This window comes from Wenyingzhuangia sp. IMCC45533 (genome assembly GCF_054111225.1).
The window spans coordinates 2476167-2491849 of the sequence record NZ_CM134197.1 but is presented as its reverse complement, the minus strand read 5'-3'; the positions used below and the strand labels follow the sequence as shown (position 1 = coordinate 2491849).

Sequence of the window (15683 nt, the reverse complement as noted above, 5' to 3'; positions counted from 1 at the left end):
TCATCTTTTGACAATTTATAGCGTTGTTAGGAGATAATTGATATTTTTATCAAAAAAAATCCCATGCAAAAAATATTTTTGAGTTTTCTAGTAGCTCTAGCAGCAATATCGTGTACATCTATCACAACAGATTCGCCTGTCGTTGGTCATCTAAATTCAGAAATACCGCAAGATAAAGAGGTTGTAAAAGGGGTACTGCCCAATGGATTGACTTATTACATAAGAAAAAACACGAAGCCCGAAGAAAAATTAGAGCTTAGATTGGTGGTAAAAGCGGGGTCTATTTTAGAAAACAATCAACAGTTAGGTCTTGCACACTTTATGGAACATATGAACTTTAATGGTTCTAAAAACTTTAATAAAAATGAATTGGTAGACTACCTACAAAGTATTGGGGTTAAATTTGGAGCTCACTTAAATGCATATACAAGTTTTGATGAAACGGTATACATTTTACCTATCCCCTCAGATAACGAAGAAAAATTGGAACAGGGTTTCCAGATATTAGAAGATTGGGCTTTTAATGCCTCGCTTACTGATGAGGAAATTGAGAAAGAAAGAGGTGTGGTCTTAGAAGAATACCGTTTAGGTCTTGGGGCTGAAAAAAGAATGCGTAACAAATATTTACCAAAGCTTTTATACCAATCTAGATATGCAGAAAGATTGCCTATAGGTACTAAAGAAGTTTTAGAGAATTTTACGCACGATGAATTGAGAAATTTTTACAACGATTGGTATAGACCAGATTTAATGTCTGTAATTGCTGTAGGAGATATTGATCCCAAAATTTTGGAGAAAAAAATCAAAGAGCATTTTTGTAAATACAACAAAGAAAAATCTCCAAAAGAACGTAAAATTTATTCGAGCCCAAATCATCAAGAAACATTTGTATCTATTCATACAGATAAAGAAGCTACCAAATCTACTGTTCAACTTTATTATAAAGATGAACTTAAGACTACCGTTACTAATACTGTAGGTGATTACAAAGATGAAATTATTACAAAATTGTTTAACACAATGTTAAATAATAGATTAGACGAATTACGCAATGCAGAAAATCCTCCTTTTATATATGCAGGTTCTTGGTACAGTAGTTTATGGGATAAATCTAAAAAAGCTTTTCAGTGCTATGCGCTTACATCTGAAACGGGTCAGTTAAAAGCTTTTGAAAATATTGTTATTGAAAATGAAAGAGTCTTACGCTACGGATTTTTAGAAAGTGAGTTAAATAGAGCTAAAAAATCTATTTTAAATTCTATTGAAAAGGCTTATCAGGAAAGAAATAAAACATCTTCTAAAAATTATGCTTCAGAATATATTAGAAACTTTTTATCCAACGAACCTGTACCAAGTATCGAATGGGAATTCTTTGCCGTTAAAAAACTAATTGACGAGATTACCCTTGTTAACTGCAATTCTCAAATTGCTCAATATATTCATCAGAATAATAGGGTAGTTATATTCACAGGACCCGATAAAAGTGACCTTACAAAAATTAAAGAAGATGATGTTTTGGCCATTCTTGACAATGCAAAAAACCTAGACATAGAACCTTATCGAGAAGCACTGATGGATGAAGGATTAATGAAAGATATAACTCCTAACAAAGGAGTTATCGTAAAATCTGAAACTGACAGCCTACATAACATTACGCAGCTTACCTTGAGCTCCGGAGCAACTGTAACCTACAAAAAAACAAACTTCAAAAACAATCAAATATTATTTTCTGCATATAGTTACGGTGGTACTTCTTTATACTCCGATGAAGAGTACAAAAGAACAGCTATTGCAAATAATGCTCTAACAGAAGCTGGTATTAATGGTTATGATAAGAACGATTTGAAGAAAATATTATCTGGTAAAAGTGTAAAAGTTTCTCCTTACATCAGTGAATTGAGTGAAGGTTTAAAAGGTTATGCATCTCCTAAGGACTTAGAAACGTTATTTCAATTAACCTATTTGTATGTTAATCAACTTAACTACAAACCTAGTGCATACAAGTCTTATACTCAAAAAATGCAAGCATACTATAAAAATGCTATTTCCAACCCTAATACTTACTTTTCTATTGAACTTGGTAAATTTCTAAATCAAAACAATCCAAGATATGTAGGTTATCCTAGTGACACAGTTATAAAAAATACCGATTTTGAATTGGCCTACCGTAAATATCAAGAACGTTTTTCTAATAGTAACGATTTTCACTTTTACTTTATTGGTAATTTTGATGAAGAAACGTTAAAAAGTTATTGTGAAAAATATTTAGCAGGTCTTTCCAGTCAACCTTCTACTGAAACTTATAAAGATGTTTCTTTTCCTGATGTTGGAGGAATTAAAAACTTAGAAGTAAAAAAAGGAACTGAACCAAAAAGTTTGGTGAGAATTATTTTTAGTGGAGCTGCTGATAACTACTCTCAAGATGATTCTTACTTTTTACGAAGCTTAGGAGAAGTTTTAACCATTAAACTAGTTGAACAATTAAGGGAAGAAGAAAGTGGTGTTTACGGAGTAAGTGCTAGAGGTAATATTTCTAAACTCCCAAAAAAAGAATATCGTTTTTCTATCTCTTTCCCTTGCGGGCCAGAAAATGTTGAGAAATTGACTTCTAAAGCGTTAGCGGAACTAGATAAAATAAAGAAATACGGAATCTCTGAAAAGGACTTGAATAAAATTAAAGAAACTCAACTTTTAGAATTTAAAGAGTCACAAAAGAAAAACAACTATTGGTTAAACGTGATGAAAAACAGTGATTTCTATGGAAATCCTATTCACGATTATTTAACTAAAAATCAGAAAATTAAAAAATTAACTTCTGATGATATTAAAAAAATAGCTAATAAATACCTTGAAAAAAACAGAGTAATAGCTACCTTAAAACCTGAATAAAATAGTTGTGTTTAAAGACAGAAAAAGCTTTGAGAAATTTTCTTAAAGCTTTTTTTGTGTGAAAGAAAATCGAAATACTTGACAATAAAAAAACCATCAAGTAAACTTGATGGTTTTGCGGAGAAAGAGGGATTCGAACCCCCGGTCCTGTTACAGACAACGGTTTTCAAGACCGCCGCATTCGACCACTCTGCCATTTCTCCTGAGCGTTCTACGATTTCTCGTTTGCGAGTGCAAATATAACAAGTTTGTTGTATTTCACAACTATCTCTTTTATTTTTTTAGTAGATATGCTCATCTCACAGATGACAACTATTGTGTCTGTTTTTTAATAGCATCGATAGTATGTTACAAAACAATTAAAGCTCCATAGCCATCAATTGAAAAACTAAGGGTATGCTCACAACCGTCATAAGCTTCATTTTGGTAAATAGTTAATCCTGTAGCTACCGTTTCAAAATCCTCATTATCATACCCTTCCCATGTACTGTTAAAAACAGTTTTTAAATCGTCTGGTTTAAAACTTCCTACTTTATAATCATGATACGTTACTGATGAGAAATTTAAAATAACCAATACAGGTTTATCTAAATGATCTTGGTGAGTTCTTGTATAAGCTAATACTTTGGTTTCGTTATTAAAATGAACAACGTCTATTAAATGACCTGTTAATCCGTAAGAACCTAGCTCCTCTGGAGTGCTTCTTAGTTTGATTAAATCTCTATATAACTTTGTAATTCCCTTAAATTCTGAAAAACGAGACCAATCTAACTCTTCTGTATCAACAAAGTATTCATCTTCTAAAAACTCTTGTCCCTGAAAAATCATTGGAATCCCAGGTGCTGTTAAAGTTAACACTCCTCCTAAAATAGATCGTTTTTTAGCGAACTCACTGTCCGCCTCTCCAGGTTGTATTTCTTCAGGAATTCTAGACTTTCCATTGGCTACCTCATCATGGGACTCTGTAAATACAGTTCGCTGAAAAGCATCATCATTGTAATTATTGAATAATGCCTTACAGATGTCATCTAGATTTCTACCGTTATCATCAACAGCTGTTAAAACTCTTTTTATAGGATGAACAAAATCTCCATCCCATTGAGTGTCAAAATGCAGAGCTTTGTCTCCGTACTTTGAAGTAACATTATGATCTCCTTTTAAATCTTCAGCTATTAGTATTCGCCCCGGATATTTATCGTGAATTTCAGTATTGATATTTTGCATTAACAAAGTTCCCTCATAAATTTCCTCTTTGGTGTATCCTATTCCTCCGTCTTTATCCCTTATATAAGAAGTAGCATCCCAACGCAAACCATCACACTTATAGTCTTCTAACCACATAATGGCATTATCTCTAATATATTGTCTAACTTCTGGTCTCCCGTAATCTGGTCTTGTGTCTCCCCATGGAGTATCGGACCTATGGTCATTATAAAAATAAATACCTCCTTTGTCGTTTTCGCCCCATCCATCAAATCGCCATAAATCTAAATCTGAAGGTCCAAAATGATTGTAAACCACATCATTTATTACTGCAATTCCTAACAAGTGTGCCTCATCTACAAACTTTGCAAAACCTTTAGCTCCTCCATAATCAGTTTCAACCGCAAAAGGAGAAGAGGGATTGTAACCCCAAGAAATGTCTCCTGCAAATTCAGCAATAGGTAATATTTCTATACAGTTAATTCCTAAAGCTTTTAAATAAGGTAATCGTTTAATGGCATCGTAAAAGGTTCCCACAGAATCTTTATCCTCACCTCTGTAGAACGTACCTATATGCAATTCGTAAACTACTAATTCGTTCCAATCTGGCATTTTAAAATCTGTACATTTCCAGTCAAAATCTAAACTACAAATAATAGAATTTCCATTACTGTTCGTTACCTCTTTTGCGTAAGGATCATTTCTAAAAAATGTTTCTTCGTTATGGGTGATCGCGAATTTATACTCTTGACGTTCTTTTGCTTCTGCTACAAAACAAGCCCAATAACCATTTTCTTCGTGAGCTAAAACATCCTTGCTTTCGTCCCAATCGTTAAAATCTCCAACCACCGATATCTTAGCTGCGTGGGGAGCCCATACTCTAAAGGTTACTCCCGATTTATCTGATTTTATGATGGATCCCATACCGATATCCAAACTCTGCACTATTGTTTCTGATTCTTCCATTTTTTTTGATATATGTTATTTATGCCACCAATATAAGTTGATGAATTATCTCTCCGATTCTAAAGTTTGCCAAATAAAAATTAGGCCTGTTTATGCTAAATCTTCTAAGGTTTTAATTTTGTTAAGACCAAACTCAATTTTGCTTTTCTGTGATTCTAATAATTTTAGAGTATTGGCAGGCAAATGTGTATCATTCAATATCTCTTTATAATCTTCTAAACTTGCTTTTTCACCTCTAATAGCTTCCTCTAGTATAGATTCTTCTGTATCCATGGATAATAAAGACTTGATGTCTATCCAGGTTCTGTGAAGTGTACCTGTTACGCTTCCGCCTTTATCAATATTTTGATTGTATGAGGATAATTCAGATTTTAAATCATGTCCAAAGTTGTATCTCTCCTCTGCTTTTCTTGTAAAATAATCCTTTAACAAAGCACTTTCGGTATTCTCTGCAGCCTGCTCAAACCCTTTTTCTGCATCATAAGTTTTTTCTAACAGTTGATTTAGTTTGTCACCAATTTTGTCTGTGTAAGTATTTGCCATAATAGTAATATTTGATATTTTTTTGATTTGGATTTTGTGTGATATCTGAGATGTAACTTAAATCTTCCTGTTAAACCATTAATTGAAAGACAAGAATTGTTTACAATTTTAGTAAACCAGATTTCTACTCTGTAAAATTATATGAAACTTTGTTTAAACGCTCTATAGTTAAATTGTTTAATATCAACACTTAAATTGAATTTATTTTACCTGATATTAGTTGAAATTGTATAAACAAGGAGGGAATAAAAGTGATAAGAAAAATCTGAAAGCAAGTAGCGTTGATCCAAAAAAGAAAACACCCAATTCAATTATCGAATTGGGTGTTTTGGAATTTCTTTGCTGGCAATTATGCCATTTATGTGCGGAGAAAGAGGGATTCGAACCCCCGGTCCTGTTACAGACAACGGTTTTCAAGACCGCCGCATTCGACCACTCTGCCATTTCTCCTGAGCGTCTAACGATTACTCGTTTGCGTGTGCAAATATAGGAAGTATATTTAATCTCACAACAAGCTTTTCTAACTTTTTTTACTCTAAAAGCTAAATCATTATTTTGCAAAAGATTAACCACCTCATTTTTATTTTTAAAGTGCTCAATCCATTAACTTTGTTCCTAAAGTTATATCACATGAGTCTAGATTTGGTTCTTTTAGCTGTTGTAGGTTTTTTTGCAGGAATTATTAATACACTTGCGGGTGGAGGTTCGTTAATTACGCTACCTCTACTCATATTTTTAGGACTACCTGAGGCTGTTGCTAATGGAACCAATAGGGTTGCTATTTTTTTTCAAACCGCATCATCAGTAGCTGGCTTTAGGAGCAAAGGAATTACTACTTTTCCTTTTAGCATTTATGTGGGAATATCTGCCTCTATAGGTTCTTTCATAGGTGCACAATATGCTATTCATATAGAAGGGGCTTTGTTCAAAAAAATTCTTTCTGTGGTGATGATTGTAGTTGTGCTACTCATTGTATTTAAAAAGAAAAACTCATCATTAGATAATATTACAGAAAGGACTACAGGAAAACATTTATATACCTCCATTATTGCTTTTTTCTTTGTGGGTTTGTATGGTGGATTTCTAAACGCAGGAATAGGCTTTGTTATGCTTTTGATTCTACCCATAATTAATAAATTCTCGTTAGTTAAATCCAATGCTACCAAAGTAACCGTGGCATTTATTTACACCACAATTGCGCTGAGTGTTTTTATTGTAAACCATAAAGTAGATTGGAGGTTCGGTCTTTCTTTGGCATTGGGAACCTCTTTAGGTGCCTGGTTTGCGAGCAGATATTCCGTAAAAAAAGGAGACCATTTTATTAGAGTAGCCTTGTTAGTTATCGTGCTAGGTATGGCTGTAAAACTTTGGTTCTTTTAAAATTTGATGCTCACTTAAATACTTAAACAAAATATAAATAAAAGCCTTTTTATTTATATTTGGAGTTTCAAAGTACAATCCTGTATTTTTACGTAAATTCGCACAAAAATTATTTTTATATGGCAAATAAATTCGGAAAGCTATTTACCATCACCACTTTTGGTGAATCTCATGGACCTGCAATTGGAGGTGTTATTGATGGTTGCCCAGCTGGAATTGAATTAGACTTTGAAGCAATTCAACAAGAACTAGATAGAAGAAAACCAGGACAATCAAAAATTGTTACACAACGTAAAGAACCTGACACTGTTGAATTTATGGCAGGTATTTTTGAAGGAAAAACTACAGGAGCTTCTATTGGATTTAGAATTGTCAATACCAATCAAAAATCTAAAGATTACTCACATATAAAGGATCAGTACAGACCTTCTCATGCAGATTATACTTACAGCCAAAAGTATGGTCATAGAGATTACAAAGGAGGAGGAAGAACCTCCGCTAGAGAAACAGCCAACTGGGTTGTGGGAGGAGCCGTAGCCAAACAGGCCATTCCTGAAATTAAAATCAACGCTTTTACATCCGCAGTAGGAAGTATAAGTATGGAAACTCCATATCAAGAATTAGATTTTTCTAAAATTGAAAGCAACATTGTGCGTTGTCCTGATGAGAAAAAGGCACATGAAATGATTGATTACATTGGAGAAATAAAAAAGCAGGGAGATACCGTTGGTGGTGTAATTACTTGTGTAATTCAAAACGTACCTGTAGGTTTAGGAGAACCTATTTTTGATAAGTTACACGCTCAATTGGGTAAAGCCATGTTATCTATCAATGCTGTAAAAGGTTTTGAGTTTGGTAGTGGTTTTGATGGGGCTGCAATGACTGGAAGTGAACATAACGATATTTTTAATAGTGATGGTTCTACCAAAACAAATTACTCAGGTGGAATACAAGGAGGAATTAGCAACGGAATGGATATTTACTTTAAAGTTGCTTTTAAACCTGTTGCTACTGTAATACAAGAACAAGAAACCATAGACAAAGATGGTAACGTTGTTACGATGATGGGAAAAGGTCGTCATGACCCTTGTGTGGTGCCTAGAGCCATTCCTATTGTAGAGGCTTTGGCTGCTATGGTTATAGTAGACAATATAATGTTAGATAAAGCTAGAAAAATTTATTAATTTCTTACCTAAAGAATAAAATTCACAAAAAAACACCAACTCAAAGTTGGTGTTTTTTTATATCACTAATTATTTTCGAGTACACTTTGAGTGACTAAAAAAATGTTTTGCTTGGTTCTATCCTTTAGCTTACACCAAAACTCAACCTAATCTATCCTTTCAATCTTTGCTCCAATAGCCTGCAATCTTTCCACAATATTTTGATAACCTCTATCTATTTGTTCTACATTGTGTATGGTGCTAGTTCCCTTGGCAGATAGCGCTGCAATTAGTAACGATATTCCTGCTCTAATATCAGGAGAAACCATCGTAGTCGCTTTTAAGGTAGATTTATGATTCATCCCTACAACAGTAGCTCTGTGGGGATCACATAAAATTACTTTAGCTCCCATATCTATCAATTTGTCTACAAAAAACAACCTACTCTCAAACATTTTTTGATGTACCAAAACAGTTCCTTTCGCTTGTGTTGCTACTACCAGAACAATACTTAATAAATCAGGAGTAAATCCTGGCCAAGGAGCATCGGAAACAGTTAGCATAGAACCATCAATGTAATTTTCTATTTCATAAGAATCTTGCTGAGGAATGTAAATATCATCTCCTTTTTTCTCTAGTTTAATTCCTAATTTTTTGAATACTCTCGGAATTTGTCCTAAATCTTTCCACGAAACATTTTTTATGGTCAGCTCAGATTTAGTCATCGCAGCCATCCCAATCCAAGATCCTATTTCAATCATATCAGGTAAAACTCTGTGAGTTGTTCCTCCTAATTCATCAACCCCTTCAATAGTTAGCAGATTAGAACCTACTCCTGTAATTTTTGCTCCCATTCTATTGAGCATATTACATAATTGCTGTAAGTAAGGTTCGCAAGCTGCATTGTATATAGTAGTAGTACCTTTTGCCAACACAGCAGCCATTACAATATTGGCAGTCCCTGTTACAGAAGCCTCATCCAATAACATATCTGCTCCTTGTAACCTAGGAGACTCTACACCGTAAAAATGCTCTTCTTTATTATATCTAAACTCAGCTCCAAGGTTAATCAAACCTTCAAAATGAGTATCTAACCTTCTTCTTCCTATTTTGTCTCCTCCTGGTTTAGGGATGTACCCTTTTCCGAAGCGAGCCAACATAGGCCCCACCAACATAATAGAACCTCTTAGTTTTTTTCCATCTTCTTTAAAAGCATCAGAACTTAGGTAATTTACGTCAACCTCATCTGCCTGAAACTCGTAAGTATGTTCATTTAGCTGATTTACCTTTACTCCTAAATCTCCCAATATATCTATCAGTTTATTAACATCAATAATATTAGGAATGTTCTCTATTGTTACTTTTTCTGGAGTTAGCAACACAGCACACAAAATTTGTAGTACTTCGTTTTTTGCCCCTTGTGGAGTAATTTCACCTTTTAACTGGTGTCCTCCTTCTACTTTAAATGTAGCCATATGGTAAAACTATTTACGGTGTTTATGGTTGTTACTATGTTTTCTGCCGTTATTACGGTTATTGTTATTACTCTTATGCTGTTGGTTGTTCATTCTACCAGAATTACTTTTACGTAATAAAGTAGAAGTTTGAGCCAATTCTATTTCAGAACCTCTTAAATCTATCTCTTTTTTTGATAGTTCTGCCAAATGATTAAATATTACTCCATCTTCAACCGTGTCTTTATTCCAATTTAAATAACACTTTTTCATGTGATTGGCAATATTCAAAATCAAAGCCTCCTTTAACTCTCCGTCCTCCCAACTCAGGGCAACATCAATCATTGTTTGAATATTGTTCCCATAGAATTTGTATTTTGAGGCAGATTTTGGGTAGTTTAATCGCTCTGGTTTGGCATTAACCTCTTCTCTTGTAATAATCTCGTAAGGAGATTCTACCTTTAACTGAAACTTAGACATGATAAATAGTTGATCCCAAAGCTTGTGCTTAAAATCTGGCACATCTCTTAAATGAGGTTGTAAATTCCCCATCACATCAATAATAGCATGAGCCATTTTTTCTCGTTCGTTATCGTCTTCTAGTAAAACGCAGTGGTTTACTAACTTTTGTACGTGTCTTCCGTATTCAGGAATAATTAAAGTGCTTCTTTCAGAATTGTATTCTAAATCAAAACCCATATAGTGTTTTATTTAATAAGTATTAAGTTATTTAATCTATACATAAAGTGTCATGCAGTTAAATAACGTATGGTGCCACAATAAACAATTATTTAATTAAAAAGTAAAGTATTATTGTTTTTATTTATCAATAACGCAAACATTTTTTTGCGTTTACATTTTAAAAGTTCTTTTCCAGCGATATTTCCAAAACAGCAGATGTTATCTCTATTTTGGAACATCAAAATTAAGAGTGATTCACTTTCAGTATCACACTATTCTATAATGTTTAGCTTGGCGAATTGAAGTAGTATTTTTTTAACCCCTACCCCTTCAAATTTAACTTCTGCCTTAATATTTACACCAGTTCCTTCTACACTTAAAACCTCCCCATTCCCAAATTTAGCGTGGTTTACTTTATTTCCTGTAGCTAGCTGTTGTGTAGATTTGTTAGACGATAAAGTTTGAGCCAGTTTAGGTGTAACCCTCTTTAAATGTTGCGGAGCTTTGAAAGGTGTTTTCTTTTCTGTAGGTTTTTCTTGGTTACGAACAGAACGCGATACGGGTTTTCTAAATCTAATTTTATCTCTAGGAATATCATCTTCAAACAAACCTTTATCCACAAATCTATTTGCCACCACTTTATTTCTTTGAGGTGCCAAATGCTCTATAAACTGTACATCAATTTCTTCTAAAAATCTACTAGGCTCACAATCAATTAATTTCCCCCATCGATAACGAGTATGCGCAAAACTCAAATAACACTGTTTTTCTGCCCTTGTTAGAGCCACATAAAACAAACGTCTTTCTTCCTCCAATTCACTACGGGTATTGATGCTCATTGCAGAAGGAAACAACGTTTCTTCCATTCCAGGAATGTATACATACGGATATTCCAAACCTTTGGATAAGTGAATGGTCATTAAAGACACCATAGGTTCATCATCCTCTTTGGCATCCTGAGTAGTGGCCAAAGCAACATCCTCTAAAAAAGCAGTCAAACTCATGTCTTGATCTGCCTCTTTTCGCTCCTCTATAAAATCTTTAACCCCGTTTAGCAATTCCTGTACATTTTCTACCTTGCTGATCCCTTCTGGAGTTCCATCGGCTTGTAAATCTTTTATCAACCCAATTCTTTTCACCACCTCATCCGCTACTTCAAAAGCATTATTAGCCTGAGAAGATATTTGTAAACTCTCTATAAGCGTAACAAAATTATTTAGCTTGGTTTTGGTTCCTGCCTGAATTTTAATATCCAAATTCTCTAAATCCTGAATTACATCAAATATAGATTTGTTGTAATGATTTGCAGCTACCGTTAACTTATCAATCGTCGTTGCTCCAATACCTCTTGCTGGGTAATTAATAATTCTTTTTAAGGCCTCTTCATCGTTAGAGTTTATGAGCAAACGCAAATAAGCTAACAAATCTTTTATTTCTTTTCGTTGGTAAAAAGAAAGACCTCCGTAAATTTTATACTTAATTCCTTTTTTACGCAGCGCATCCTCCATTGCTCTAGACTGCGCGTTGGTTCTATACAAAATCGCAAAGTTATCGTAAGTAAGCTGCTGATTCATGGCATTCTCAAAAATAGAATTTGCTACCCATCGTCCTTCTTCCCCATCAGAAAGTGTTCTCATGATTTTTATTTTTCCACCAGCCTCATTTGCGGTAAAAATCGTTTTATCTAGACGTGTTTTATTTTTCTCAATCAAGCTATTAGCCGCTTCTACAATATTACTTGTAGATCTGTAATTTTGTTCTAGTTTAAAAGTTTTTACTTCTGGATAATCTTTCTGAAAGTTCAAAATATTATTGATGTTGGCTCCACGGAACGCGTAAATAGACTGAGAATCATCTCCCACTACACAAATATTCTGAAACCTATCCGCCAAAGCCCTTACAATTAAGTACTGCGAATGGTTGGTATCCTGATACTCATCTACCATTACATACCTAAATCTATCTTGATATTTTGACAACACCTCTGGAAAACGCACAAGCAATTCGTTGGTTCTTAGCAACAAATCATCAAAATCCATTGCCCCTGCCTTAAAACATCTATCTACATATTGTTTGTAAATAGCTCCCATTTGTGGTCGCATGGCAATGGTATCTGCCTCAATTAATTCAGGATTATTTTGATATGCTTTTACCGTAATCAAGCTATTCTTAAACTGAGAAATTCTTCCCAAAATAGATTTTGCCTTGTACTGCTCCTTGTTTAATCCCATTTCTTTAATAATGGAATTCATCAAACGCACCGTGTCCTGAGAATCATAAATGGTAAAACTAGACGGATATCCTAATTTATCTGCTTCTGATCTTAGAATTCTAGCAAAAACAGAATGAAACGTACCCATCCACAAGTTTTTAGCTTCGCTTTGCCCTACTACAGTAGCAATTCGCTCCTTCATTTCTCTGGCCGCTTTGTTGGTAAACGTTAGCGATAATATTTGAAAAGAATCCACTCCATTTCTTAACAAATGGGCTATTCTATACGTTAAAACTCTTGTTTTTCCAGATCCTGCACCGGCAATAATAATCATAGGCCCTTCCATTTGCTCAACGGCTGCACGTTGTGGCGGGTTTAATCCTTCTAAATAATCTGACACTTGGCTTTGCTTTTTAAGTAGGTTAAAAATAAGAAAAAGTATTGAGTCCTATTTCTTTCTAAAAAATAATTAAACTCAAATTATAAACAATGTAATTGGGGTGTTTCCCTAACGGGTCGTGCTTTCGTTACTCGCTTTTTTTTAGTATTGAAACGGTGTCGAGAATACCAAAAAAAGAGCTCAGACACACCACTCAATCACTAACACAAAAAAACATATAAAGTGATGCTCTTAACTATTTTAACACGCCACTATGCAAAGTAATTGGGTAGGTTACATCATCTAAAAACCTCCTTTGCATCAAAGCATAGTTTTTAATGCTACACTCAACGCTATTATTAAGTTATTCAAGATGGTTCGTTTTTTAGTAAATCTATAATTTTTACTACCTCAACGGCTTGTTTAACATCGTGAACCCTTAAAATTTGAGTTCCTTTTTGCAACGCAATTGTATTTGCAACAGTCGTTGCATTTAAGGCTTCATCGGGAGTAATGTTTAAAGGCTTATACAACATAGATTTTCTAGAAACTCCCGTTAAAACTGGCAATTCCATTTGCTGAAAATAATCTAAATTTTTAAGCAGCTCATAATTATGTGCTACCGTTTTTCCGAAGCCAAAACCTACATCTAAAATCACATCATGCACATGTAACTCTTGTAAACGGTCAACTTTTTTTGAGAGCTCGTAAAACACCTCCGTAACCACATTTTTGTAGGCAGGAGCATTCTGCATGTCTTGCGGTGTGCCTTGCATATGCATCATAATATAGGGTACTTGGAGCTGAGCCACCGTCTCAAACATATTTGCATCTAAATCGCCACCAGAAATGTCGTTAATCATACTTGCTCCCGCATCAATACAAGCTTTGGCAACATTACTCCTAAAAGTATCTACCGAAATCATCATTTCGGAAAAATTAGATATCAACAAATCAATAACAGGCAAAATTCTACTCAGCTCTTCTTCTTCTGTAACGTGCAATGCTCCTGGCCTAGAAGAATAAGCTCCAACATCTATAAATGTAGCACCATCAGCCAACATTTTACTCACTTGAGCTAATATGGATGGCTCATCTTTATACATTCCTCCATCAAAAAAAGAATCGGGAGTAATGTTTAAAACGCCCATCACTTTAGGTGTAGACAAGTCAATTAATTTTCCTTTACAATTGATAGATGTTTGCATTCAACTACTTTTATTTTATGGATAGACAAAAAATGATATTTCTTTATTAAATTCGTTACCGATATCGAAATTACAGAAAAAACACCCAATTTATGCCTAATACAGCAGAACAATACGATAAAATTATTAACGAGTGTCAGAGTTTATTTTCTAAGAAGATGAGCGATTACGGGAGTGCTTGGAGAATTTTGAGACTGCCTAGCTTAACTGACCAAATTTTTATCAAAGCGCAACGTATTAGACAACTGCAAGAAAACGAAGTGCGTAAAGTGGATGAAGGAGAAGTGTCAGAGTTTATCGGAATTATAAACTACTGCATTATGGCATTGATACAAATAGAAAAAGGAGTTGCAGACCAGCCAGATTTAAATACACAACAAGCGGTTGAACTTTACAAAAAACACATACACACCACCAAAGAATTAATGCTAAATAAAAACCATGACTACGGAGAAGCATGGAGAGATATGAGGGTAAGTTCTTTAACCGATTTGATTTTGCAAAAACTATTAAGAGTAAAGCAAATAGAAGATAACAAAGGGAAAACCTTGGTATCCGAAGGAATCGATGCCAACTATCAGGATATGATTAACTATTCCGTTTTTGCAATGATTCACTTAACACTTTAAGCAATGACGTTTCCAAAATTTATTACTTTTATTTGCCGAATTTTTACAGGAGTTTTGTTCATCTTTTCTGGATTCGTAAAATTAGTAGACCCCTTAGGGTCTGCTTATAAGTTTGAAGAGTATTTTGGTTCGGATGTTCTCAATATAGAATTCTTGATTCCTTTTTCTCTTCCGTTTGCTATTTTATTGATTATCGTAGAACTGTTATTAGGAATAACCCTGCTTATTGGCTACAAAAAAAAGCTAACCCTTTGGAGTCTACTCACTATCACTTCTCTATTTTTATTTTTAACAGGTTACTCCGCTATTTTTGATAAAGTAACCGATTGCGGATGTTTTGGTGATGCCGTTAAACTGACCCCTTGGGAAACATTTTATAAAAACATTATTTTTATTTTTCTTATCGTCTGGATGATAAAGAACCAAAGATACATCAGACCTGTTTTTAGAAAAAGTTTGAGCCAATGGATCTTATTCATTTCTCTTTTTTCCTCCCTCTATGTTACCTATCATGCATTAACTTACCTACCGTTAATTGATTTTAGACCTTACGCAATCGGAAAAAATATTAGAGAAGGAATGCAATATAAAGAAGATGGTAAAATTCCTCCCGTACATGATTTCTATTTGGAATCTGATACAGAAGATTTAACAGAAAGTATACTTAACGCTCCAAAGGTTGTGCTCATTGTAATGAATCAATTAGAGCATACTGAACCTAACTCTTGGCAAACAATCATAAATTTCGCAAGAACAGCTCAAGAAAGTAATTATGTGGTGTACGCTTTATCTAGTGCCGGATCACAGGAGGTTGAACAAACAACAAAGAAATACCAATTACCTTTTGATATTTTGTTTTGTGATGGTACTACTCTAAAAACAATGATGAGAGCAAATCCTGGAATACTTATTCTTAACAATGCTACAGTAATTGATAAATTTCATTGGAAAAAATCTAATAATTTTAATTTTTAAT

At 34.1% G+C, this 15683-nt stretch carries 11 protein-coding genes and 2 tRNA genes; 5 read left to right on the top strand and 8 right to left on the bottom strand.

Going from position 1 to position 15683, the window contains the following annotated elements; genetic code table 11:
- The first annotated feature begins 63 nt into the window (after positions 1-63).
- A complete protein-coding gene (locus ACXGQW_RS11075) occupies positions 64-2889 on the top strand; it encodes a M16 family metallopeptidase (RefSeq protein ID WP_457822870.1) in 2826 nt (941 codons plus the stop codon).
- Between the two features lie 118 nt (positions 2890-3007).
- Here the strand turns inward: ACXGQW_RS11075 and ACXGQW_RS11070 are convergent.
- The 4 genes from ACXGQW_RS11070 to ACXGQW_RS11055 form a co-directional block, all read right to left on the bottom strand.
- Positions 3008-3092, bottom strand: a tRNA-Ser gene (locus ACXGQW_RS11070).
- Positions 3093-3237: 145 nt separating this feature from the next.
- Positions 3238-5058: an alpha-amylase family glycosyl hydrolase gene (locus ACXGQW_RS11065; protein ID WP_457822868.1), complete on the bottom strand. Its 1821-nt coding sequence runs from the start codon at positions 5056-5058 to the stop codon at positions 3238-3240.
- Between the two features lie 90 nt (positions 5059-5148).
- Positions 5149-5601: a ferritin-like domain-containing protein gene (locus ACXGQW_RS11060; RefSeq protein WP_457822866.1), complete on the bottom strand. Its 453-nt coding sequence runs from the start codon at positions 5599-5601 to the stop codon at positions 5149-5151.
- Between the two features lie 365 nt (positions 5602-5966).
- Positions 5967-6051, bottom strand: a tRNA-Ser gene (locus tag ACXGQW_RS11055).
- A 180-nt stretch (positions 6052-6231) separates the two neighbouring features.
- On the opposite strand from ACXGQW_RS11055, the gene ACXGQW_RS11050 reads away from it, so the two are divergent.
- Together ACXGQW_RS11050 and aroC are read left to right on the top strand one after the other, a co-directional pair.
- On the top strand, positions 6232-6981 hold the full coding sequence (locus ACXGQW_RS11050; protein ID WP_457822864.1) for a sulfite exporter TauE/SafE family protein: 750 nt from the start codon (positions 6232-6234) through the stop codon (positions 6979-6981).
- A 119-nt stretch (positions 6982-7100) separates the two neighbouring features.
- Positions 7101-8165, top strand: coding sequence for a chorismate synthase (gene aroC, locus ACXGQW_RS11045; protein WP_457822862.1), 1065 nt, complete (start codon positions 7101-7103; stop codon positions 8163-8165).
- Positions 8166-8311: 146 nt separating this feature from the next.
- On the opposite strand, the gene murA is transcribed toward aroC, so the two are convergent.
- From murA to folP, 4 genes are all read right to left on the bottom strand, one after another.
- Positions 8312-9619, bottom strand: coding sequence for a UDP-N-acetylglucosamine 1-carboxyvinyltransferase (gene murA / locus ACXGQW_RS11040; RefSeq protein ID WP_457822860.1), 1308 nt, complete (start codon positions 9617-9619; stop codon positions 8312-8314).
- A 9-nt stretch (positions 9620-9628) separates the two neighbouring features.
- Positions 9629-10297, bottom strand: a complete 669-nt coding sequence (locus tag ACXGQW_RS11035; RefSeq protein WP_457822858.1) for a DUF4290 domain-containing protein — start codon at positions 10295-10297, stop codon at positions 9629-9631.
- A 254-nt stretch (positions 10298-10551) separates the two neighbouring features.
- Complete coding sequence (locus ACXGQW_RS11030) at positions 10552-12891, bottom strand: ATP-dependent helicase (protein WP_457822856.1); 2340 nt, start codon at positions 12889-12891, stop codon at positions 10552-10554.
- A gap of 347 nt (positions 12892-13238) precedes the next feature.
- The gene (gene folP / locus ACXGQW_RS11025; RefSeq protein ID WP_457822854.1) at positions 13239-14078 is read right to left on the bottom strand and encodes a dihydropteroate synthase; all 840 of its coding nucleotides are present in this window, start codon (positions 14076-14078) and stop codon (positions 13239-13241) included.
- Positions 14079-14170: 92 nt separating this feature from the next.
- On the opposite strand from folP, the gene ACXGQW_RS11020 reads away from it, so the two are divergent.
- Positions 14171-14707: a DUF1599 domain-containing protein gene (locus ACXGQW_RS11020; protein WP_457822852.1), complete on the top strand. Its 537-nt coding sequence runs from the start codon at positions 14171-14173 to the stop codon at positions 14705-14707.
- Positions 14708-14710: 3 nt separating this feature from the next.
- Positions 14711-15682: a BT_3928 family protein gene (locus ACXGQW_RS11015; protein WP_457822850.1), complete on the top strand. Its 972-nt coding sequence runs from the start codon at positions 14711-14713 to the stop codon at positions 15680-15682.
- Position 15683: the final 1 nt, after the last annotated feature.

Excerpts from the sequence above, each read along its gene's own strand:
- folP (WP_457822854.1), bottom strand. The coding sequence starts at position 14,078 with ATGCAAACATCTATCAATTGTAAAGGAAAATTAATTGACTTGTCTACA.
- ACXGQW_RS11060 (WP_457822866.1), bottom strand. The coding sequence starts at position 5,601 with ATGGCAAATACTTACACAGACAAAATTGGTGACAAACTAAATCAACTG.
- ACXGQW_RS11075 (WP_457822870.1), top strand. The coding sequence starts at position 64 with ATGCAAAAAATATTTTTGAGTTTTCTAGTAGCTCTAGCAGCAATATCG.
- ACXGQW_RS11050 (WP_457822864.1), top strand. The coding sequence starts at position 6,232 with ATGAGTCTAGATTTGGTTCTTTTAGCTGTTGTAGGTTTTTTTGCAGGA.
- ACXGQW_RS11065 (WP_457822868.1), bottom strand. The coding sequence starts at position 5,058 with ATGGAAGAATCAGAAACAATAGTGCAGAGTTTGGATATCGGTATGGGA.
- murA (WP_457822860.1), bottom strand. The coding sequence starts at position 9,619 with ATGGCTACATTTAAAGTAGAAGGAGGACACCAGTTAAAAGGTGAAATT.
- aroC (WP_457822862.1), top strand. The coding sequence starts at position 7,101 with ATGGCAAATAAATTCGGAAAGCTATTTACCATCACCACTTTTGGTGAA.
- ACXGQW_RS11035 (WP_457822858.1), bottom strand. The coding sequence starts at position 10,297 with ATGGGTTTTGATTTAGAATACAATTCTGAAAGAAGCACTTTAATTATT.
- ACXGQW_RS11020 (WP_457822852.1), top strand. The coding sequence starts at position 14,171 with ATGCCTAATACAGCAGAACAATACGATAAAATTATTAACGAGTGTCAG.
- ACXGQW_RS11015 (WP_457822850.1), top strand. The coding sequence starts at position 14,711 with ATGACGTTTCCAAAATTTATTACTTTTATTTGCCGAATTTTTACAGGA.